This is a genomic window from Desulfogranum aggregans (assembly GCF_055398265.1).
This window is the reverse complement of the sequence record NZ_AP042447.1, coordinates 3,633,143-3,654,938: the sequence shown is the minus strand read 5'-3', so window position 1 is coordinate 3,654,938 and position 21,796 is coordinate 3,633,143. Positions and strand designations below refer to the sequence as shown.

Below are 21,796 nucleotides of genomic sequence, written 5' to 3'. Positions count from 1 at the left end.
AATAGCGTACCATTTCTCCTGCAGGCAAGGAAAATCACCTGACCGGTTCCTTTTTCACCTCTCCCCTTCACCGCAGGGATGGCTGTTCGGACAGGTGCTGCGATCGAAGTTTGTCCAGCAGCGCAGGAGGAAAACAGGCTTCCAGCAATACCTGGCGCAGGCGTTCACGAGAGGTTTGCATTATCAGCAGCGGACAGAGGCCTGCTGCCAGCCGAACGCCGAAATATTTTGACTGTAACCGGCTCAGCGCCCGATCACCACCTGTCATTGAAGCAGCGACGTTCGAGCGGGGGCGCAGGTCCCAAAAATCGGTCCATTCCAGCTCCTGAAATGCCGCAGCAAAATCATCCTCGACCTCAGCGCTTCCGCACACCGCCCCATAGCGGGCAAACCGATGCAGCAGTTCCTGGTTAGGCGAAAAAAAATTACTTGCCCCCTTGCCCTCCGCAAACAGATCAAGAATTACCAGCAGAAGCAGCGGTTGACGAAGGGGCTGAAGCGCACTGCCCGCTGGTTCCACCGTTGTGTCTGCGGCCTCTTCCAGGCCGGCAAACTGGCGAAGATAATGATCAAGCATTCCACACACAAACAAAGCCTCTTTTATAATTCGCGAAATTTTGGCACTATAGAGTCACTTCGGTGCTGCACTCCCGTTTCTCCATCCGGTGCATGTTTAGCGTTACCTTACCACCTGGTTCGCCCGAAGAACACTTCTTCCATTACAACGCCTATGCCTGTGAAACCGCCTATCAACCGTCAGGAACGGAGTTGGATTCTCTATGATGCTGCCAACTCCGCCTTTGTACTGGTCATGGTAACCGCTATCATGCCGCTGTTTTACAAAGAATATGCGGCAGCAGGGCAGTCGGCAGCCGTTTCCACCGCCCACTGGGGATTCGCCAACTCGACCGCCTCCCTGATCCTGGCCCTGCTCGCCCCCGTTTTAGGAGCACTGGCCGACTATCGGGGCAAAAAAAAAGTATTCTTCGCCCTGTTTCTTTTTCTGGGTCTGCTGTTTACGCTCGGCCTTCCCCTGGTGCAGCAGGGCCAGTGGCTGCTCTGCCTGGTCCTGTTTATAGGCGCTCGAGTGGGATGGGCCGGAGCGAACCTCTTCTACGATGCCTTTCTCACCGATGTCACCACCCCTGAAAAAATGGATACCATTTCCACCCGGGGGTATGCCTACGGATATATTGGCAGCGTGCTTCCTTTCCTGTTGGTCATCGCCCTGATCCTCGCCGGTGGCGGCGCTGGTGCTGGCCTGCCACCGACACCAACCAAGGTCGGCTTTCTCGTGGTGGCGGCCTGGTGGTTTATCCTCTCCCTCCCGGCTTTACGCCACCTCCGTCAGGTGCACTACCTCCCCCCTGCCGAAAATATTGTTACGGCAAGCTTTACCCGGCTGGTCAACACCTTTCGCCACATTCGCCAACACCGCCAGGTCTTTCTTTTTCTCGGCGCCTACTTTTTCTACATTGACGGGGTCGGCACCATTATCAGCATGTCCACAGCCTATGGCAGCGACCTGGGCTTTGGCCCCACCCTGCTCATTGCGGTGTTGCTCTTCATTCAGATTATCGCCTTTCCCTGCGCGCTTCTCTATGGCAAGCTGGCTGAACGCTTCTCGGCAAAAACCATGCTCATGGCAGGCATTGCTGTCTACACTGTTGTGACCCTGCTCGCCTTTGCCCTTCCCGACCTGCCCACCCTGGGCTGGCGGATTGCCTTTTTTTGGGGAATCGCTTTTCTTGTTGCTTCGTCCATGGGCGGCATACAGGCGCTCAGCCGCAGTTATTTCGGCAAATTGATTCCAGCCGAGCAGAGTGCCGAATTTTTCGGCTTTTACAACATATTCGGAAAATTTGCGGCGATAAGCGGTCCCTTCCTCATGGGGCTCGTCACCCACTTGACAGGCAATTCCAGATGGGGTGTGCTCTGTATCCTTGCCCTGTTTGTAATCGGTGGCGTGCTGTTACTGCAGGTTCGGGAACAGTGAAGCGGCTGTACGTAGTCGCCAGGTTATTGACGTGCCTTTTCTTCTCTTCCCAAAGGAGCGCACCATGCACATTCATCCCTTCACAGTGCTACGACGCATAAACTTACACTGCCTGCTTGCAGGCATTTTTTTGTTTGCAGTCAACCACTGCATGGCCGCCGAACAGGGCAAAGCATCGCTGCAGAGTGTTGCATCAGCTGCCCCTACCACCATTGCAAAGCGCGTCAGCGTACCGAGTGACGAACAGGTGCGCCGCCCACTGGCGGCAGCGCTTGAACAAAGCACCCGCACCGAAGCAGCCGAGACACAGACCATTCGCGGGCCAGGCAGTTTTTTCCAGCACCTGCTGCAGGCCCTTGCCCAGCGCCACGACCGTGGAGAAAGTCAATTTAAACAATTGTGGTCTGGAGTACCGTCTTTCCTCCCTGACATCAAACATGTCTTTACCAGGCTCTGTCCTTACGGGACTATCCGGGGAGCGTGGCAAAGCGCTCTCTGGGTCATGTTCTTCCTTGCCCTTGGCGCAGTTTTCGAAACAGTGGTGCGCTCTTTATTTATCACCAAATATTTCATCGCCGTACCGGAACCGGACAAAGGATCGCCGTCGCTTCATGGCATGGACAAGCTGCTGGGCGCCATTATCCGTATCCTCCCCCGGGTGCTGGGATTACTCCTTTTTTTCGGCTCTGCCTATTTTTCTTTCATGTTTTTCATCTGGACTGATTCTCCCTATGTCCAGTTCTTTTTTCTTGCTGCCCTGATCGCTCTAACGACCATCAGGGCCACAGCCATTGTCTCCTCGCTCTTTTTCGCACCGGACAACGAAACCTTTCGCCTCTTTCCCGCTGATACGGCAACTGCCGTCACTGCCCACCGGCTGATCACCGGTGCCTTCGGCTACATCACCGTTACCCTGCTGCTGGCTGTAGCTCTTCGCCGCCTGGAGGCAGATATTGCCACCGTTCGCCTGCTGCAGCTGTTCAGCGTCACCCTGCTGCTGCTGATGACTGCTCTTGCCGTCATCGTGTACAGAAACAGGGTCCGTACCCACATCCTTAAGCGCAGTGACAGCCTTGACGGCATTCCTTCTTGGGCCAGAAAACAGTTTGCAGCCGTGTGGCATGTCCTGGCCATCACCTACCTGGCCCTGCTGTGGTTCCTGCTGCTCAATGACCTGGCAGACCCAAGCTATACCAGAAGAGGTGCCTTTATTCCCAGCTTCTTCATTGTGCCGCTCTGGATTGCCGCCGACCGCTTCATCCAATGGCTGGTCACCTATACGCTGAAAGTGCTTCATTTTGAGCAGCCGGCTAGCGCTCAAGAAACAGCGCCCAACCAGGACCATCTTCTTCAGCAGGAAAAAGCGCAGCTGCTGCATCAACGGGTCAAGGCAATCGCCCGTTCGATCCTGGTGGTTCTGATGCTGGTCTGGATCGCCAGTCTCTGGGATATACGCATACCGTTTTTTTCCGACCTTGCGCTTATTCTCTGGGACACCCTCGCTATCATGGCACTGGCCCTTATCCTGTGGCAGTTTATCAGCACCTGGATTGAGAAAAAAATAGAAGAATCGCTGCCCGAAGAAGCTGAAGAGGAAGAAAAAAGCGACGATGAGTGGGGCGGAGCGGCATCCCGCGGAAGAGCCTATACCCTGCTGCCCATGGTGCGTAAATTTATCGGCACCATCCTGGTGGTCCTGGTTACCATGACCGTGCTCTCCTCGTCGGGGATTGATATTGCACCGCTGCTCGCCGGTGCCGGAGTGGTTGGGCTGGCCATCGGTTTTGGCGCCCAGAAGCTAGTAGCCGACATGTTTTCCGGCTTCTTTTACCTGCTGGACGATGCCTTCCGGGTGGGGGAATATATTGAAGCGGGAGAAGTCTCCGGCACGGTAGAGACCATTACCCTCCGCAATGTTATGATCCGTCACCACCGGGGAATGCTGCAAATTGTCCCTCACTCGGATCTTGGTGCAATCACCAACTACATGCGCGGCGGTATTATTGTAAAATTCAACCTGGACTTTCCTTACGATGCGCCCATTGACAAAATTCGGAAAATCATCAAGAAAGTCGGCCAAAAGATGCTGGAGCATAAGGAGTACGGAAAGGACTTCATCCGACCGGTGAAATCACAGGGTGTCAGAGAAATCACCAACTCGGTCATGACCATTCGAGTCAAATTCACCGCCCAGCCGGGAACCCATTTTGTCATACGCCGAGAAGCCTACCGGCTGATCACCGAAGCACTCAATGCCCAGGGCATTCACTATGCCCACCGCAAAGTGATTGTCGACCTACCCGAGTTCACTCAAGAACGAGAACAGCACCTTCCCCCGGAGGCGCAGCAGCAGCTTTCCACAGCCGCTGGCGCCGCAGCCATGCGCGCGAGCGACGAAAAGCAAGACACAGGCCAGCAATCCTCCAAAGGGCATGTCGACGATCTCTGACCCGCCTGCTGTTGGAGTGTGAATGACACAGCGTTTCAACATACACGAAAAAGGAAGGCCCTCTCGCATATTGTTTCCGCTGTGAAGAAAAAAACGGGGCTCACGTCGTCAGACCTCTGGAGAACAACGCCACAGCCCCGCCCCCTCCAAGCTGTTCCACCACTGCCTCACAGGTTGAAACATAAGAGAACACTACGGAACAATTGTTTCTTTATGTTTCATAACGTTCCCCCGCATTCTCCTCTCCAATCTGGCGTATCTGGTTGAATCCAATAAAAAAACAACTTTTTTTTTAAAAAGGCACATCAAATGCTCTTTTAATGGTAATAAGAAAAAATGATGGAGTATGCATGAACGAGCATCCTCTCTAACCATAATACGGAGCTGAATATGTCTGTCATAGCCTTGTTCAACAGTGCTTTTACCCATGAAGAGGAGATTCGAGAGCAACTGAAAGTTGCAACCGGATACAAGGTCATCGAGGATAAAGACGTAATCGATGCAGTGGCCGGCAGGTATGGCTTGGCCGCAGAAAAGATTGAGCGCGCCATCTTTGGTCCAACCTCGGTGTTCAATAAATTTACCCATGAGCGGGAACATGTTGTCGCTCGCCTCAAAGCAACCATGGCCGAATACCTTTCTGAAGACGGCATTATTATTTCCGGCTTTGTCACTCACCTCGTCCCGTCGACGGTAGCCCATGTCCTGAAGGTAGGGGTTATCGACGATAAGGCCAACCGGATCCGCCGGGCCGTGGAAGAGGGCCTCTCAGAGTCAAGCGCTGAAAAAATACTCAAGAAAAAGGATGCCCTTGTCCATGACTGGGTACATTTTTTACTCAAGAAAACACCTGAGGACCCGAGCAACTACGACATCTTTTTCCCCCTGGGAGCAAAGGAACCGCAGGAGGTCGTGCAACTGATTCTGGAAAACTACCGACGACCGCCCGTTCTGGTTACCGATGAGTCAAAGCAGGCAGTTTCAGATATGGCCCTGGCTGCAAAAGTTGAAAAAGCCCTGTTAGACAATGGCTACGTCATTGACGTGAAGTGCAGTGAAGACAATGTCACGCTGATGGTCAACAAGAGTGTGCATAGTTTCAACCGACTGGCAGATACCCTCACCACCCTTGCCGGCAACGTGCCCGGAGTAAAAGAGGTCAAGGTCCTCGCGGGTAAGGATTACCATGTATCGGTGTACAGGGATCAGGAATTTTCCCTGCCGCCCAAGGTCCTGCTCGTCGACGATGAAAAGGAATTTGTACAAACCCTATCCGAGCGACTCAATACCCGCAGTTACGGTTCCTATCCCGTCTTTGACGGCGAACAGGCCATGGACCTGCTGTCCCGGGATACGCCTGACGTAATGGTGCTTGACTTAAAAATGCCTGGCATGCAGGGAGTGGAGGTTCTCAAAAAAACCAAAGCGGCAAAACCCGAAGTGGAAGTGATCATTCTCACCGGTCATGGCAGCGATGAAGATGAGAAGCAATGCATGGAAATGGGGGCATTCGCCTACCTGCAAAAGCCTGTTGATATCAGCCAGCTGATGACAATAATTGATAAAGCGTACAAAAAGACTGCCGAGGCCAAAGTTCACCAGGACTAAGGCCAGGAATCAATCATAATCCGAGGAAAAGGTAATGGATACCCAGTTCGCTACAAAGGTATTGCTTGTTGACGACGAGGAGGAGTTTATCACCCTGATGTCCCAACGGCTTGAAACCCGAGGGCTGAAAGTGGTCTCAGTCACACGCGGCAACGAGGCGGTGGAAATGGTCAAGGACCGGAACATTGACGTGGCAGTGGTCGACCTGGCCATGCCTGGTATAGACGGCATCGAAACACTGATCAAGGTCAAGGAAAAACGACCGGATATTGAAGTCATCATGCTGACCGGTCATGCCACGGTACATAGCGGAATAGATGCCATGAAACATGGTGCAAGCGATTACCTGGAAAAACCTGTGGATCTCAATATCCTGATGGAGGCTATCCGATCGGCCAAGAACAAACGCATGCAGGCTATTGAGAAAAAGTCTGCAGACGAGGTCAAAAATATTCTCAAAAGCAAAAGCTGGTAGAAAACCACCTTATCCGATGGTGGCTCGTTCCCTGTAACAGGCTGTAATTACGTAAGCGGACAAACAGAATCAATCCGAACAGGAAATGTGCGTCCGCTCAACACAGGCCTTGCCTGAGCGCTTCGCCACCGATGATGCAACTGAATTATAGGAGGAAAGCATGGAGCATGCACCCCCCACAGTAAAAGACCTGCTGATTCCGCTTGATCAGTACCCTCACATTTACGAACACCAGACGGTAGACGAGGCAATCCAGTCCTTTATGGAGTTTCGTGCGGGCCAGAAGGAACGCCTGCACTACGCCATGCTGTTTGTTCTCAACACCCACAATCAGCTGATCGGCAGGCTCACATTAATGGATATCATGCGGGCTTTTGCCCCGAGACTATTCGATGGACTCCAGACCAGTCGCTTTGATGGGAAAAAAGGCGAGTACCCGAACCTTGCCCTCCTCCATGAGGAAACCATTTTTGCAGAATGCGGCAAAAGCCGGATGCGCCCCATCAAACCCTTTGTAAAGGCCATTGATTTTACCATTTCGGCAACAACGCACATGCTCACCGCCATGGTGATGATGCATGGACGCGGAGAGTTCGACGTCCCGGTGACGGAAAAAGGGTCCGTTGTAGGCGTCCTTCGCCTGGAAGAAATATTTACCACCATGTGCAACACGTATTGCCCAATCCCGGGACAAAAGGAGAGGGATAATGAGTAATTCAGAGACTACACCTGTCACTCTTCCAGTAGCTGGAAGCACCCTAGACTGGAAAAGGCTTTTTTTCATGCTGCTCGGCATCGGCCTGTTCCTGTTCGTGTACTACTGTCCGCCCTGGCCGGCTGCCGTGGACCCCATGGGTGAACATTTCGAGCTGAGCCAGCAGGCAAAGGGAGCTATTGGCCTTTTTTTGCTTGCCGCGACCTGGTGGGTTTTTGAAGTCGTTCCCATCGGCGTCACCAGCTTGACTATTGGAGCGGTCCAGGCGCTGTTCATGATCCGCGACCCCAAAGTCGCTTTCAAGGACTTTATGGACCCATCAGTGCTCTTTATCTTTGGTTCCATTGTTATCGGTATGGTGTTCACCAAGACCGGTCTGACCAAACGGATCGCCTACAAAATGTTGTCCATTGTCGGCGAACGGACGAGCATGATCTACCTTGGCTGCTTTATCATGACTTCGGCCCTGACCCACCTGATGGCGCACACCGCGGTTGCGGCAACCATGTTTCCCATGCTGATGGCCATTCACGCCCTCTATGCTGACGAAGAGCGGAAAACCAGGTTCGGCAAAGGGTTGTTCATCGGGATGGCCTTTGTCGCGGGCGCGGGCAGTATCGTTACCCTGCTGGGTGCAGCCAGGGGAGCGGTGGCGCTGGGCTTTTACAAAGATATCATGAATATTGATGTCAGCTTCTTTGAACTCACCATCTACATGTTCCCCATCGGCTGGTTGATGACCTTTCTTCTCTGGGGGTTTTGCATGATTGCTTTCAAGCCCGAGCAATCGAGTATTCCCGGCCTCAAGAAAAAATCCAAGATGATGTATGCAGAACTCGGCAGCTGGAGCAGAAAGGAAATAATTACCGCCAGCATCGTCGCCATCACCATCGTTGTCATCGCGATGAAGAATTTTATTCCCGCACTTTCGGGACTGGACAAGACAGGGATACTGCTCTGTTCCACCATCGCCTTCTTCCTGTTCAACATCCTCAATATTGATGACCTGGAAGAGATCCCCTGGAACATCATCCTGCTTTTTGCCGGAGCAATGTCCATCGGTTTCTGCCTGTGGGAGACCGGCGCGGCCAAGTGGCTGGCTGTCAACTGGCTGGTCATGTTTCAGAATGCACCCCCGATCGTCTTTATCCTTGGCATGGCCTTTTTTGTCATGATGATGACCAACTTTATCATGAACGTGGCCGCAATTGCCATTTCCCTGCCGGTAGCCCTGGTCATCGCCCCCTATCTGGGCGTGGCAGGCGAGGTGATTCTTTTCTCCTCCCTGGTGGTGGCCGGCATGCCTTTCCTGCTGCTCGTGGGAGCGGCACCCAATGCCATTGCCTACAGTTCCAAGCAGTTTACCACCGGGGAATTTTTCCTCTACGGTATTCCGGCATCGATTGTGCTGATGATCGTGACCTGGCTGGCGGTAACCGTTATCTGGCCGTTGATGGGCATGGAGATTTATGTCCCCAAGCTCATGTAACTGCACCATACACTGATTTTCCCACTCTCCAGAGGGGAGTGGTCCAGCGGACCGCGACTGCGCAAAAGGGCGTCGCGGTCCTTTAACAAGAGTGGTGCCCAACGCACCACAGAGGAGCAACAGTTTTGAAAAAGAACAAGATGGAGGACACGTCGTGAAAAATGGTTTGTTAACCCTGGGAAAAATGTTACCCGGAATCGCTTCGCTACTGCTGATATTCGGGGCAGAGACGGTTCTTGCCGCAAGTGCCGGCAACCTAGACCTGACCGGAAGCTGGGTCGGGATAGTCTGCCTGCTGATTTTTGTCGTTGCCTACGGGCTGGTGATCGCCGAAGAGTATACCCATATGCGCAAGTCGAAACCTGTGCTGCTAGCCGCCGGCATCATCTGGGGATTGATCGCTGTCATCTATGCGTCCAACGGGTTTCCCCATGCCGCTGAAGAGGCGGTTCGACATAACATTCTCGAATATGCGGAACTCTTTCTCTTCCTCCTGGTGGCCATGACCTATATCAATGCCATGGATGAACGCCAGGTCTTTGAAGCCCTCCGCGTCAGACTGGTCTGTGCAGGTTTTTCTCTGCGGAAGCTGTTCTGGATAACCGGGGTGATCGCCTTTTTTCTCTCCCCCATCGCCGACAATCTCACCACAGCCATGCTCATGTGTGCAGTGGTTATGGCCATCGGTAGAGATAATGTGCGCTTTGTCAGCCTTGCCTGTATTAACATTGTTATCGCTGCCAATGCCGGTGGCGCCTTTTCTCCTTTCGGCGATATCACCACCCTGATGGTTTGGCAGAAGGGAATTGTTGAATTTACCACATTTTTCAACCTGTTCCTCCCGTCTGTAGTGAACTGGCTGGTCCCGGCGGCCATCATGCATTTCGCCGTACCCAAGATGCAGCCGGACTCCTGCGTGATCGATGTTCACCTCAAGCGCGGTGCCGTGGTTGTCATGGCGCTCTTTTTACTGACCATTGCCACTGCAGTCTCCTTTCATAATTTTCTCCATCTTCCGCCCATGATGGGCATGATGACCGGATTGGCCTACTTGAAAATTTACGGTTTTTACCTGAAGAAAACCCACAAGGGTGGAGTGGGCTCACCCGGTTATGACCCGGAAAAAGCCGAGGAACGTATCGGCGACACGGTTGCCTTTGATGTCTTTCGCAATATAGCCCGTGCCGAGTGGGACACGCTGATGTTTTTCTATGGCGTGGTCCTCTGCGTCGGCGGCCTCGGTTTTATCGGCTACCTGGGCATTGTTTCCGAGGTGATGTACATTGACTGGGGTGCGACTCCGGCAAACATCATGGTCGGCGTTCTTTCCGCGATTCTGGATAACATCCCGGTCATGTTTGCGGTGCTCACCATGAAGCCCGATATGTCCTTGGGCCATTGGCTGCTGGTCACCCTTACCGCCGGTGTAGGCGGCAGCATGCTCTCCATTGGCTCGGCAGCCGGAGTTGCCCTGATGGGACAGTCCAAGGGAATGTATACGTTTTTCAGTCACCTGCGGTGGCTGCCAGCCATCGCCCTTGGCTATGCCGCAAGTATATGGGTTCACTTCCTGGTGAACGCAAAATTTTTCGACGGGGTCATTTTGTAGACCTCCGCGGAAGAAGGGGTTGCCTGGTGGTCCACCTTCCCCCACACAGGACCTTGCCCCTGCCTGCTGCACAGTGTAAGCTGTGCAGCAGGCTTCTAAAAAAACAAGTGTCTGCACCTTATGCCCTTCCTCTCACATGACAGGTGATATGCAATCGGAACATGCAGCCTTTCCCTCACGGGCGTGGGTGGCCGAACTACTCAATGGCATACCTCACGGTGTAGCCCTTCTTGATACGCATTTATGCGTGGTCACGCTCAACAGAGCGCTGGAGGCCATGACCGGCTTTACCAGCGACGAAGCTACAGGCATCTTCGGGGACTATATTCTGCGTACCAACCTGAGTCTCAATGATCCTGTCTGCCGAGAGGCCCTCGACCAAGGAGGCTCAATATCCTTTGAGGGAAACATCATCAACAGGGACCGGCTCAAGATCCCTGTCCTGTGCACAGTCACTCGAGTCGATTGGGAGGGACAACCTGTCGGCGTTATGGTGGTGCTGGAAGACACATCGGTCTACCAGGCTGCGAAAAACGATGCCCTGGAGAGCAACGTTCGCGCAGAAATCATCGGACACAGTCGACAGATGGAGGCCATCTTTGAAATGATGACGGTTTTGGCGCAAACCGATGCCTCCGTCCTCATCACCGGCGAAACCGGTACCGGCAAGGACAAGATAGCAGAACGACTGCATCAGTCGTCCAAGAGGGCACGCCGGCCCTTTATCAAGGTCAACTGCGGCGCCCTGCCCGAGGCACTGCTTGAATCAGAGCTCTTTGGTCATGCCAAAGGCGCATTTACCGGAGCTGTCAGCGACAGTGTCGGCAAATTCCGTCTGGCAGACAAAGGCACGATCTTTCTCACCGAAATAGGCGATCTTTCTCTTCCACTGCAGGTCAAACTGCTCTCTGTGCTGGATGATCGGGAATTTTTTCCTGTGGGCAGCAATAAAAAGTTTACCGTGGATGTTCGGGTCATTGCCGCCACCCACCGTTCCCTTCGTCAGGAGGTAAATGCGGGAAGGTTCCGGGAAGACCTCTATTATCGACTCAATGTACTGCATCTCCACGTCCCGCCATTACGGGAACGAGAGGGAGACGTCCGCCTCCTGGTAGATCATTTTACCCGGCAATTCAGCGAAGCCCTGGGCAGACCGATCCAGGGGGTCTCCCCTGAGGCATTGGCAGCGTTGAACACTTACCCCTATCCGGGCAACGTACGGGAACTGAGAAATATAGTCGAATATGCGGTAAATCTATGTCGGGGACAACACATAGCTCTCGACGATCTACCACCCTATATTTTTTCCCCGGAGGAAAGCACCATTCCCGACAAGAAAGAGCAGCCCAGCGCAGCAACAGCTGCGCCACCGAAGCCGGAAGCCCGGACAACGCCCATGCTCATGGGGTGGGCCGAAGTCGAAAAGGAAGACATTGTCAACGCGCTACGCCAGACTGGCGGCAATCGTTCGGAAGCCGCCGCCATAATGGGCTGGGGAAGAACGACGCTCTGGAGAAAAATGAAGAAATACGGCCTGAACTGAACCTGTTGCCATGAAAATACTGATTACCATACGAGGAGATTGTGTTGCTCCCAGGTTTGATCTCACCGGAGAGGCGTTGATCGTCACCTGTTACGACCGACAAATACTTGAAGAACCCAGATCAATTATCTTCTCGGAACCTTCTGCGGAAAAACTCTGTGACCTGGCACTGCAGGAAAAAGTGAGTGTCGTTATTTGCGGAGGGATAGAAGAACAGCATAGCCAGTTTCTTACCTGGAAGAAAATCACAGTGATAGATTCCATCATTGGGCCTTGCGCCGCGGTTATTGCACTGGCGGTGGAGGGGAAACTCAGCGCGAAAACTATATTGCCGGGAGCGAATTCATGCGGGATGACGGAATGAAGGGACAATTCGGCTGGTTGTCAAAGATTCTGCCGCCTTTCCAGGATAATATCGAAGATGGAATGGTTGTTGAGAAAAACTACACCAAATTCGCGAGAAGCCTGTTTATCCTCTTGCTGGTGCTGGTGCTGATCCCGATGATTTCCATCTCCATTCTCTCTCACTATCAGTACAAACGCTTGTTGCTCAAAGATGAACTGACCCAGCTGGTGTTGAATATTGAGCAGGCGGGCAGCACCATGGAGCGATTCAGTGCAAAACTGCAGTCCATCATTAAATTTGTCGGCCATACCGACCGCTTTCAGGAACTGATCAACCCGGAATTACTCTCAACCCTGCTTGACCGCCTGCAAAACGAATATCCTGATTTTGCCGATATTGAAGTCATCGACACCCAAGGCAAGCAACTGGCCTACATAGGGCCGTACGAATTGGACAGCCGCGACTATACCGATCAGACCTGGTACCAGGAGGTGCTGCAGCGAGGGGTCTATATATCCAACGTCTTTTCCGGATACAGACAGGTCCCTCACTTCGTTATTGCCATCAGTCGTTCCCATGCAGACCGGAAAGGGCAATGGGTTCTGCGGGTAACCATCGACGGCAGGAGGCTCCAGCGATACATTGACACCATCAGCACCACCCTGGTTGACGACATCTACCTGGAGAATGCCGAGGGCATTGCCCAGACCACACCCAAAAAATATGGCCAGCAGGGAGCCTTGAGCCCACTGCAGACCCCGCTTTCTTCCAACTACGACGTTGAACAGATACTCGGAGAAAACGTCCAGCTGCTCCAGGGAAAAACAAACATTTCCGTTAGAACAACCGAAACCGGGCAAGAGGTGCTCCGGGCATGCATTCCGCTGGATAGTACCCCCTGGAACCTGGTGATGATCAAAGAATCATACCTCCAGGAAGATGCCTGGTTTTTTTTCCAACTGAGGCTGTTCACCATTATCCTCTCATGCGTGGTTGGTGCTGTTCTGGTCGCCCTCCGCCTCAGCCGTGGAATAACAGCCTATATCCGTGAGGCCGACATCAAGCGAGAGCAATTTCTTGCCGAAGCGGAAGACGCCAACAAGCTCGCCTCCATAGGTCGGTTGGCGGCCGGCGTGGCCCATGAGATAAACAACCCGCTATCCATCATCAACCAGAAGGCTGGCCTGGTGCATGATTATTTCGATATCACCGGGCCGTTTGAGTACAAAGAGCCGATGCTGGAGGCCCTCAACAGCATACAGCAAAGTGTTGTTCGCTGTAAAACCATTACCCACAGGCTGCTTGGCTTTGCTCGGCACACAGATGTCACCATTGAGGAAGTGGACATCAATAACGTGGTTGAAGAAACCGCCGCCTTTCTCATCAGAGAGGCAACCTACAACCAGATCAGGATGGATTTCCAACTCCAGCCGGGGATCAAGACCATTTTCAGCGACAAAGGGCAGCTGCAGCAGGTGTTTCTCAACATTATCAATAACGCTGTTGATGCCATTGGCAACAATGGCACCATTACCCTGGTTACCGCTGAAGAAGACGAGCAGCATATCAAAGTAACCATCAGTGATACCGGAGAGGGGATGTCTGAGGAGACCCGACGACGAATCTTCGAGCCCTTTTTCACCACCAAAGAAACAGGAAAAGGGACCGGGCTGGGGCTTTCCATTACCTATGGGATTATTGAAAAACTTGGAGGCCGCATCAATGTACAATCAGAGATGGGCGAAGGAACAACATTTGAAATTATCTTGCCGCTAACCCATGACAAAGAGTGAACACATGAGCAAGTTAAAAATTCTGATCATTGACGACGAGGCCGAATTCGCCTCTACCCTGCGCCAACGACTCTGTCTGCGCGGTTTTGATGCCATCGACGTTCATAGCGGCACCGAGGGGTTGGTGCAGGTATGGGAGGAGAAGCCGGATGTGGTGATCCTGGACTTAAAAATGCCGGATACCAACGGGCTGGATATTCTCGCCGACATCAAAGAGCGCGAGCCCGGTATAGAAGTGATCATGCTCACCGGTCATGGTTCCGCGGCCTCAGGGATCAAGGCCATGGAACATGGAGCATTTGATTATATTATGAAACCGGTAGATCTCGGTGAATTGTTGGAAAAGATCAATCAGGCAGCACAGAAAAACAGGTAATCAGCATGGACAATACTTCCGAAGAAAAAACAGACCTTCGCCCTCTTCAGGTTGAGTCACTCGGTCGCCTAATGGCCGGTTTTTCCCATGATATGAAAAACCACCTGGGCATCATTAGGGAATCCAACGGCCTGATCGGAGATGTGGTGGAGTTCGGCGGGATACAGGGGGAGGAGGCCACTCTCCAGCGTTTAAAAAACGCTGTGGACAGCATTGAGCGACGAGTTGTTATTGCTGCTGAAATGCTGCACCATCTCAGCAGCTTCGCCCACCGGTCCGACACCCCTCTTTCTTCTTTCCACATCAATGACCTGCTGGTTGAGGTACGCGCATTTCTCGATCGCTTTAGCCGCCTCAAACAGGTGGAGACTGGTTTTACACCGGGCAAGGACATCCCGCCGATATACAGCAGTCCCTCCCTTCTCCACCATCTCGTCTACAGGCTGTACATGTTCTGCCTTGAACATACGGATGCAGGCGGCGCACTTGACCTGGAGACCCGGTGGAAAAACGACAGGGTGGAGATCTGTTTTCTCCTCAAAGGGGTTGCCGCATTGCAAGATGAGGCCGAACACCCCTTTCCCCCCCTCAGCTCGGCGCTAGAAGAACTTGCTGCAGCCATATCCGTAGATAAACTTGATGGCACGGACACCCGCATCACCCTAGCGGTCCCCTCTCTCGCCCAGAACAACTAAAGCGATGGAGGCGGCGTGCTGCAGATGAGCGCCGGGTGCAGGCACCATCCACAAGACCGGCCAAGGCAGGCCAGGTCATGCGCTCATCCGCTCCACGATGCAGAGTTCCGCTCAGCTGCAGGAGGCGCCTGAGGGGCCGTAATCCGGCATCCAACGATTTCCCTTTGCACGGTTTCCGCCACCCAGTCGATCACCCCATGCCCCCACATTGCCTGCGAAGAACAGGCATTCTCTGCAGGCCGCCCGGATTGCTCTTCAGCTTGGGGGCTCAGTTTAGCCCTTTGGTCAATTTCCCAGCAGGCTCATTAACTTGGAAGCAGTTGAATTGGAGTTGCGATAGAGACTCCATACAACATGCTTGAGCAATGCAGGTTGCATCAAACACTCCCCCTGGTAAAGATTCTGTAAGCATGGCTCAAGCTTATTGTATTTTCCGGTCAAACAGGTAGCGTAACACCATACGCATACGGGTTAGGCAACCAGCCAGTATCCTTACCAATCAACATCCAACCAAGAGAGAGAACATGCAACGTACAATCATCTGCAGCGTGCTGACGACCCTGCTCCTTGCCCTGTTCAGCGTCAACTGCCTGGCCGCTGATGAACAAGCGCCGGCTGATGGAGGCAAGGCAGAAGCTGCCGCAGCTGCAACCAAAGAAGCAGAGCCTGCCAAAAAAATCATTGATCTTTCCAACCCGGACGAGGTCCTTAATCCGGATAAGTATAAGGAGCTGCTTCAACTGGGATTGGACTGGTGCAAAAACAACGGTCCTGGCATCGTGATAGCCATTGTCATCTTCATGCTCGGCAGATGGCTGGCCATGTGGTTTTCCTCCATTGGTCGACGGGCCATGACCCGTGCCAAAATAGATGAAACCCTGGCACGTTTTCTCAGCAAGCTGATCTATTATGCCCTGCTGGCAGCAGTGGTGATCGCGGCGGCAGATCAGCTCGGCATCAAGACCACCTCCTTTGTTGCTATCTTTGGTGCCGCAGGCCTGGCCATCGGTCTGGCCCTCAAAGACTCACTGGCCAATTTTGCCTCCGGCGTCATGCTGATCCTGTTCTGTCCGTTTAAGGTAGGCGATGTGGTGACCGCCGGTGGCGTCACCGGCAGGGTGGAACAGATCGATATCTTCAGCACCATCATCATGACCCCGGATAACCAGAAAATCATTGTCCCGAACAGTGCCATCACTGCAGACGTGATTACCAATGTCAATGCCGAACCCACGCGAAGAATTGACCTGGTCATCGGGATTGGCTACGATGACGACATCCGAAAGGCGAAAACCACCCTTGAAAGCCTGGTGAAAGCCGACAGCCGCATCCTTGACAATCCGGCACCAACCATTGCGGTTGCCGAACTGGCTGATTCAAGCGTCAACCTGATAGTCCGTCCCTGGGTAAAAACCGCCGATTACTGGGATGTCCGTCTGGATCTCACCGAAAGAATCAAACTCACCTTTGACGAAAAAGGAATCTCCTTTCCCTATCCGCAACAGGACGTCCACATGCATCAGGTGGCTCCGTCATAAGGGAGTCTCTGCCTCCGGAGCACCCATGGGTGCTTCGGAGATGACACACCAACGCCCTGCCCTTTATTTTTCTCCCCCCTGCTGTTCCCCCTCGAGCGTCCCCTCTTTTCACCTTGCAACGGCACCAGCAACCAGGGAATAGCACTCAGGTAATATTGTAGGAAACAATTTGCATTTATCCAGCCATTTGGTATATTCTCCAGTTCTTCTTCGCAGAAAGATGCGTCTTAACCCATCAACTTTGTTACGCTTTTGGTCTAAAGAGGGCTTCGCCCACCATGACCAATGCAAAAAAGAACACAACCCGTAGATTGAGGCTGTCAATGAGTAAAACCAAAGACAAGTACAGTATAAACAATACCGACTACACTGTCGGGCAGGACAATATCCAGAAATGGGGTTTTGATATCCATAACCCGGTGTTTGGCGTAAGTGCGGGATTAATCCTCCTGTTTCTGACAGTCACCCTGTTGAATGACCCGCATACGGCAAAGACCTTCCTTGACGGGATCAAGTGGAAAATTATCGCCAATTTTGATTCCCTCTTCATCTGGACAGGAAACATTATGGTCCTCTTTTGCCTTGGACTCCTCGTATCCCCTTTTGGGAACATCCGACTTGGAGGGGATAAGGCAAAACCCGATCATTCCTTCCTCGCCTGGATGGCCATGCTGTTTGCCGCCGGCATGGGTATCGGCCTCATGTTTTGGAGTGTGGCAGAGCCAGTTGCCTACTATACAGGCTGGTACAAAACGCCCCTGAATGTCGCTCCTAATACCCCTGAGGCTGCACAGCTTGCCATGGGCGCTACCATGTTTCACTGGGGGCTGCATCCATGGGCCATGTATGGGGTTGTTGCCCTGTCACTGGCATTTTTTGCCTACAATAAGGGCCTCCCACTCTCTATCCGCTCCATATTCTACCCGCTTTTTGGCGATCGAGCCTGGGGATGGGCAGGCCATATCGTCGATACACTTGCCGTGATTGCCACCCTCTTCGGCCTGGCGACCTCCCTCGGGCTTGGTGCACAGCAGGCTGCCAGCGGCATTAACCATGTATTCGGTCTCAACGGCGGCATCGGCATGCAGCTCACCGTTATCATCGGGGTAACCTTTTTGGCAGTTGTTTCGGTTGTACGCGGAATAGAAGGTGGTGTCAAAGTACTCAGCAACATCAACATGTTGGTTGCCTTCTCCCTTCTCGCATTTGTCGCACTGGTAGGTTTTGCAGTAACAGCAGGATCGATCCCCGCAACCGTCCAGGCCTATGTGGAAAATATTATCCCGCTGAGCAACCCCCATGGCCGTGAGGATACGGCCTGGTTTCAAGGATGGACCGTTTTCTACTGGGCATGGTGGATTTCCTGGTCCCCGTTTGTCGGCATGTTCATTGCCCGAGTCTCCAGGGGCCGTACAATACGCCAATTCATGGCCGCAGTACTCATCATTCCCACGCTGGTCACCATACTCTGGATGTCGGTCTTCGGAGGAATAGCTATTGAACAGGTCGCAGACAAACTTGGCGAACTCGGTCAAAACGGGCTTACCGCCGTACCGCTGGCAATGTTTCAGATGTTTGAAGTACTGCCTTTTGGGACCGTTCTTTCGGTTATCGCCATTACCCTGGTCCTGATATTCTTCATAACCTCTTCTGATTCCGGGTCGCTGGTTATCGATTCCATCACAGCGGGCGGCAAACTTGATGCTCCGGTTCCCCAGCGGATTTTCTGGGCAACCATCGAGGGTGCGATTGCTGCAGCGCTCTTGTGGATAGGGGGAACTGAGGCCATTCAGGCCTTACAGGCCGGAGCCATTTCAACGGCCCTGCCGTTTACCATTGTTCTTTTGATGATGTGCGTGAGCCTGATCATGGGCCTGAGAACGGAAAAAGCGGCAATGTAGCTGAGGGCAGGAACCACTCGCCGCTCCTGTCAGGATCCGCACCCGGACAGGAGCGGCGATTATCTCCACAACGCCTTTACCGGCAGAGCTGGGGAGTAATGGTGGGCAAGCTGGGCCAGAAACAATTCAGCCGTGGCCAGCGCATCGGTCAGGGCGTGGTGCGGCTGATACATGGGCAGGCCGTAGCGTTGCCTGGCATCGGCCAGACGAACCGAGCAGGAATGGCTGCGCATCAGCCTCTTCAGCCAGCCGGTATGTTGCCGTTGCTGTTCTGCTTCAATGGCCATGGTATCGATCATAGGAAAACACACGCCTTCGCCCAGCCGCTGCACAAGTGCGTTGTGTAAAAAATTGCGCTCTATATCCAAACAATGAGCGACAACCACCTTTCCGGCCAGTACTTCAAGTAAATCCTCAAAAATCTTTTCCAGATCAGGGGCACGGTGAATTTCCGAATGGGTAATCCCGTGGATGACCACAGAATCTTCCCGCAGCTGCCTTGGCTTCAAGACCCAATACTCGCTTTTCCTGCAGGCAATACCTGAGGAGGTAAAGGGAACCACCCCAATGCTGACGATGTCGTCTCTTTGAGGATTCAAGCCGGTGGTTTCACAATCCAGTGCAACAAAAGGCGCATCCTGCACCGGAATATCAGGATCGCACACCCCGGTTTGAAAAAATTTTTTCAACCGCGGATCCTGCATCTCACCCTCTCTAGCCATCATAAAGGAGGGCCAATCAACGATATGCGAAAAACGCTGTAAGGAAAGCAACATGGTCGAACAACACTCTTTTATTTGCCGGCCTGATAACGGTATTTGATAAAATTCTGCGCGTTACTTAAAATCTGAAAGGCATCCTTGAGGTGCCTGCGCTCGAAATCGGACATGTCTGCAGGATCAATCGTATTTTCAGGATCCGCTCCTTCCTCCAGGTCGCGTACCTGGTGCCGGATACGAACCAGAGAGATAAACTCCATGGCATCACGCAGGTCAGGCCCTCGCCCCTCAGGCAAAACCCCGGCATCGATAATGTCATCCAACCGTTCGAAGGTATTGCGTGCAGCAGAACCAACGGCCAACCCGTGCACACGGACGATATCGGCAAGCGGTGCCGTCCCCCTCCGTTTCAGGTTGATAGAATTTCTGTGGCGCCCGTCCTTCTCCATCACAAAATTTTTAAAAAAGCCGAGAGGCGGGGTACGATGGAGCGCGTTTCTTGCCAGGCAGGCGAGAAAACGGCGCCCCTCTCTTGCCCGATCAACAACAAAGTCTTGAAGCTCTTCGGCCCATGCAACCTTTCCGCACACTCCTTCCAGGTCAAAAAAAATCGAACTGTTCAACAGTGCCTGCGGGGTGGGGTTTTCTATCCATTCACGAAAACAGTCCTGCCACTCGCTTCTCGTCTTCCGCCACTCGGGATTTGTTGCCATAATGTTTCCCGTGCATTTGTCATATCCACACCGTGCCAATCCATCACAGACAAAGTCTGCCATGCGGACAAAATAGCTCTCGTCCAGCTCAGGGGTGTAGGCATTGTCGAGCATGAGACCATTATCCTGGTCGGTAATAAACAACTGCTCGTCCCTTGCCATGGAACCAAAAGAGAGAAAGCAGTAGGGAACTGGCGGGGGGCCGTACCGCTCTTCCGCCAGTTCCGTGAGGCGTTGAATAAAACTCCTGCCGATAACAGCCATCGCACTGCCAACCATGTGTGAGTTGGCATCTTCATTGACCATACGCACAAAACAGTCTTTTACCTGATGGGACAATGCTTCAAGGTCTTCAACTGTTGTTTGCTGGAAAATACTATTCACCAGCAGCAGACTGTTTTGAGACTCATATCGCACGATATCGGTCAATTCCACGATCCCGATAGGCCACTTATCCTTCATCAGTGGAAGATGCTTGATATTATAGCGCAGCATCACCAGCATGGCCTCATACACATAGGCGTTGTGATCAAGCGCCAGCAGGTCTGTTGTCATCACATCGATCACTGGCGTACTGGAGGGTAAGCCCGCAGCCAAGATACGGTTGCACAGGTCCCTATCCGTTAGAATACCGAAAATATGCCTTGCCCTCCTTGCCACCTCCGGCTCGCTGACGTCATCCTTGACCAGGACAGCGGAAATGTTTTCCTCTGCCATGATGTGCGCAGCAGCCTGGATGGTTGTATTGCTGGGAATAACCACCGGCTCGCGGGTAAGCAGGCTCTTGATCTTGGCGGTAGTCAGGTCATTTTCTCCGGCAGTAGTGACCGCCTGGTGCAACCGTGTACTGTTCTCCAGCTCGACAAAATCTGAAAAGTCTTCATATTGATCGCAAAAATCATAAAAGAGCTGCTCAGGCAAACGGTATACCAGGGTATCCTCTATGGCTCGTGCTGCCAACCGTACCAGGTTGTTCATCAACAGACCCATTTGCCCAAAGAGGTCTCCCGACTCCAGCCGGTTGTGCAGTGTCCCGTTTCGCCGGAATATTTCGACGGCACCGCTTCGGATAACATACAGGTGATGAATTCTGTCGCCGTAACTCAAGATACTGCTGCCTGAGCGGTAGTAGGCAACTTCAACCTGGGAGGTGGCATGCTCTACCGCCTCAGCAGGCAGAGCATCAAACGGCGGGTACTCAAGGAGAAAATCTTTGATTTCAACTAATTCTATGCTCATGAACACAGGTGCGCTGGCTTTACGCAGACGCCATTTTTAACTTATCAGAATATTGATAAAAAAGGCCAATAGCACCCATCGGTGCATATTGTTCTATTGTTCCACCGTTGTTCCTTTTTTTGAATAGAAAACGCGAAAAAACAATAACCGACGAGCTCGGCCAAGTAGGCTCACCGGCATAAAAAAAGGCTTTAACTCGCGTAATAACGAGAAAAAGCCTTAATATATTCTGGTGCGGAGGTCGGAACAAAACTGTAACAATTTATTATTTATTAACAATAAATTACAAACGTCAACACAGTTCGATTTTAAAAATACACCCATCAATACACCCCTGCTGCATTCGGTGGATTAACCCCCACCATCAATAACGGAACGAATAGTATCGGAACGCTCCCACACAACTGATATTTAATTCCTTCTCCGCTTACGGTACGATTCTCCAGTCCTATAACATAGTTCCCTATTCCATCAACAGCATATTCCCACCCGGCCCACAGCAAAAACTTCATCAAGCTGCTATCGGATTCCCTATTAAAATATTTTCACCGTTTGGGTAAAATCTTTCGGCCATTTTGCTGAGGGTAGGACC

General features: G+C 52.6%; 17 protein-coding genes. 14 read left to right on the top strand and 3 right to left on the bottom strand.

The window, feature by feature from the left end; genetic code table 11:
* Positions 1 to 67 precede the first annotated feature (67 nt).
* On the bottom strand, positions 68 to 577 hold the full coding sequence (locus ACZ52Z_RS16105; RefSeq protein WP_464267793.1) for a hypothetical protein: 510 nt from the start codon (positions 575 to 577) through the stop codon (positions 68 to 70).
* Between the two features lie 153 nt (positions 578 to 730).
* Between ACZ52Z_RS16105 and ACZ52Z_RS16100 the strand changes: the two genes are divergently transcribed.
* The 14 genes from ACZ52Z_RS16100 (at position 731) to ACZ52Z_RS16035 (ending at position 18,533) form a co-directional block, all read left to right on the top strand.
* Complete coding sequence (locus ACZ52Z_RS16100) at positions 731 to 1,996, top strand: MFS transporter (RefSeq protein WP_464267792.1); 1,266 nt, start codon at positions 731 to 733, stop codon at positions 1,994 to 1,996.
* Positions 1,997 to 2,060: 64 nt separating this feature from the next.
* Positions 2,061 to 4,445, top strand: a complete 2,385-nt coding sequence (locus ACZ52Z_RS16095; protein ID WP_464267791.1) for a mechanosensitive ion channel family protein — start codon at positions 2,061 to 2,063, stop codon at positions 4,443 to 4,445.
* Positions 4,446 to 4,835: 390 nt separating this feature from the next.
* Positions 4,836 to 6,053, top strand: a complete 1,218-nt coding sequence (locus ACZ52Z_RS16090; protein ID WP_464267790.1) for a cytidylate kinase-like family protein — start codon at positions 4,836 to 4,838, stop codon at positions 6,051 to 6,053.
* Positions 6,054 to 6,087: 34 nt separating this feature from the next.
* Positions 6,088 to 6,528 (top strand): response regulator, encoded by a 441-nt coding sequence (locus tag ACZ52Z_RS16085; RefSeq protein WP_464267789.1) that lies wholly within the window; start codon positions 6,088 to 6,090, stop codon positions 6,526 to 6,528.
* 160 nt (positions 6,529 to 6,688) lie between these two features.
* A complete protein-coding gene (locus ACZ52Z_RS16080; RefSeq protein ID WP_464267788.1) occupies positions 6,689 to 7,243 on the top strand; it encodes a CBS domain-containing protein in 555 nt (184 codons plus the stop codon).
* Entirely contained in the window at positions 7,236 to 8,732 is a 1,497-nt protein-coding gene (locus ACZ52Z_RS16075; RefSeq protein ID WP_464267787.1) for an SLC13 family permease, read from the top strand. Before ACZ52Z_RS16080 ends, ACZ52Z_RS16075 begins: the two co-directional genes overlap by 8 nt.
* A gap of 184 nt (positions 8,733 to 8,916) precedes the next feature.
* Positions 8,917 to 10,341, top strand: a complete 1,425-nt coding sequence (gene nhaD / locus ACZ52Z_RS16070; RefSeq protein WP_464270809.1) for a sodium:proton antiporter NhaD — start codon at positions 8,917 to 8,919, stop codon at positions 10,339 to 10,341.
* A gap of 148 nt (positions 10,342 to 10,489) precedes the next feature.
* Entirely contained in the window at positions 10,490 to 11,884 is a 1,395-nt protein-coding gene (locus ACZ52Z_RS16065) for a sigma-54 interaction domain-containing protein (protein WP_464267786.1), read from the top strand.
* Between the two features lie 10 nt (positions 11,885 to 11,894).
* A complete protein-coding gene (locus ACZ52Z_RS16060) occupies positions 11,895 to 12,248 on the top strand; it encodes a NifB/NifX family molybdenum-iron cluster-binding protein (RefSeq protein ID WP_464267785.1) in 354 nt (117 codons plus the stop codon).
* Complete coding sequence (locus ACZ52Z_RS16055; RefSeq protein ID WP_464267784.1) at positions 12,230 to 14,023, top strand: sensor histidine kinase; 1,794 nt, start codon at positions 12,230 to 12,232, stop codon at positions 14,021 to 14,023. The genes ACZ52Z_RS16060 and ACZ52Z_RS16055 overlap by 19 nt, the downstream gene beginning before the upstream one ends.
* Before the next feature lie 4 nt (positions 14,024 to 14,027).
* The gene (locus ACZ52Z_RS16050; protein WP_464267783.1) at positions 14,028 to 14,399 is read left to right on the top strand and encodes a response regulator; all 372 of its coding nucleotides are present in this window, start codon (positions 14,028 to 14,030) and stop codon (positions 14,397 to 14,399) included.
* Positions 14,400 to 14,404: 5 nt separating this feature from the next.
* The gene (locus ACZ52Z_RS16045) at positions 14,405 to 15,094 is read left to right on the top strand and encodes a sensor histidine kinase (protein WP_464267782.1); all 690 of its coding nucleotides are present in this window, start codon (positions 14,405 to 14,407) and stop codon (positions 15,092 to 15,094) included.
* Between the two features lie 524 nt (positions 15,095 to 15,618).
* Positions 15,619 to 16,632 carry a mechanosensitive ion channel family protein gene (locus tag ACZ52Z_RS16040; RefSeq protein ID WP_464267781.1) on the top strand — a complete coding sequence of 338 codons (1,014 nt, stop codon included), beginning with the start codon at positions 15,619 to 15,621 and terminating at the stop codon, positions 16,630 to 16,632.
* A 323-nt stretch (positions 16,633 to 16,955) separates the two neighbouring features.
* Entirely contained in the window at positions 16,956 to 18,533 is a 1,578-nt protein-coding gene (locus ACZ52Z_RS16035; RefSeq protein ID WP_464267780.1) for a BCCT family transporter, read from the top strand.
* Positions 18,534 to 18,592: 59 nt separating this feature from the next.
* On the opposite strand, the gene ACZ52Z_RS16030 is transcribed toward ACZ52Z_RS16035, so the two are convergent.
* A complete protein-coding gene (locus ACZ52Z_RS16030) occupies positions 18,593 to 19,309 on the bottom strand; it encodes a 3'-5' exonuclease (protein ID WP_464267779.1) in 717 nt (238 codons plus the stop codon).
* A gap of 17 nt (positions 19,310 to 19,326) precedes the next feature.
* Positions 19,327 to 21,204 carry a putative nucleotidyltransferase substrate binding domain-containing protein gene (locus ACZ52Z_RS16025; RefSeq protein WP_464267778.1) on the bottom strand — a complete coding sequence of 626 codons (1,878 nt, stop codon included), beginning with the start codon at positions 21,202 to 21,204 and terminating at the stop codon, positions 19,327 to 19,329.
* Positions 21,205 to 21,796: the final 592 nt, after the last annotated feature.

What these genes read in the sequence shown, in the direction of transcription:
- ACZ52Z_RS16025 (WP_464267778.1), bottom strand. Translation starts at nt 21,204, where the DNA reads ATGAGCATAGAATTAGTTGAAATCAAAGATTTTCTCCTTGAGTACCCG.
- ACZ52Z_RS16085 (WP_464267789.1), top strand. Translation starts at nt 6,088, where the DNA reads ATGGATACCCAGTTCGCTACAAAGGTATTGCTTGTTGACGACGAGGAG.
- ACZ52Z_RS16060 (WP_464267785.1), top strand. Translation starts at nt 11,895, where the DNA reads ATGAAAATACTGATTACCATACGAGGAGATTGTGTTGCTCCCAGGTTT.
- ACZ52Z_RS16050 (WP_464267783.1), top strand. Translation starts at nt 14,028, where the DNA reads ATGAGCAAGTTAAAAATTCTGATCATTGACGACGAGGCCGAATTCGCC.
- ACZ52Z_RS16030 (WP_464267779.1), bottom strand. Translation starts at nt 19,309, where the DNA reads ATGTTGCTTTCCTTACAGCGTTTTTCGCATATCGTTGATTGGCCCTCC.
- ACZ52Z_RS16095 (WP_464267791.1), top strand. Translation starts at nt 2,061, where the DNA reads ATGCACATTCATCCCTTCACAGTGCTACGACGCATAAACTTACACTGC.
- ACZ52Z_RS16035 (WP_464267780.1), top strand. Translation starts at nt 16,956, where the DNA reads ATGAGTAAAACCAAAGACAAGTACAGTATAAACAATACCGACTACACT.
- ACZ52Z_RS16090 (WP_464267790.1), top strand. Translation starts at nt 4,836, where the DNA reads ATGTCTGTCATAGCCTTGTTCAACAGTGCTTTTACCCATGAAGAGGAG.
- ACZ52Z_RS16040 (WP_464267781.1), top strand. Translation starts at nt 15,619, where the DNA reads ATGCAACGTACAATCATCTGCAGCGTGCTGACGACCCTGCTCCTTGCC.
- ACZ52Z_RS16100 (WP_464267792.1), top strand. Translation starts at nt 731, where the DNA reads ATGCCTGTGAAACCGCCTATCAACCGTCAGGAACGGAGTTGGATTCTC.
- ACZ52Z_RS16080 (WP_464267788.1), top strand. Translation starts at nt 6,689, where the DNA reads ATGGAGCATGCACCCCCCACAGTAAAAGACCTGCTGATTCCGCTTGAT.
- ACZ52Z_RS16045 (WP_464267782.1), top strand. Translation starts at nt 14,405, where the DNA reads ATGGACAATACTTCCGAAGAAAAAACAGACCTTCGCCCTCTTCAGGTT.
- ACZ52Z_RS16075 (WP_464267787.1), top strand. Translation starts at nt 7,236, where the DNA reads ATGAGTAATTCAGAGACTACACCTGTCACTCTTCCAGTAGCTGGAAGC.
- nhaD (WP_464270809.1), top strand. Translation starts at nt 8,917, where the DNA reads ATGTTACCCGGAATCGCTTCGCTACTGCTGATATTCGGGGCAGAGACG.
- ACZ52Z_RS16105 (WP_464267793.1), bottom strand. Translation starts at nt 577, where the DNA reads ATGCTTGATCATTATCTTCGCCAGTTTGCCGGCCTGGAAGAGGCCGCA.
- ACZ52Z_RS16055 (WP_464267784.1), top strand. Translation starts at nt 12,230, where the DNA reads ATGCGGGATGACGGAATGAAGGGACAATTCGGCTGGTTGTCAAAGATT.
- ACZ52Z_RS16065 (WP_464267786.1), top strand. Translation starts at nt 10,490, where the DNA reads ATGCAATCGGAACATGCAGCCTTTCCCTCACGGGCGTGGGTGGCCGAA.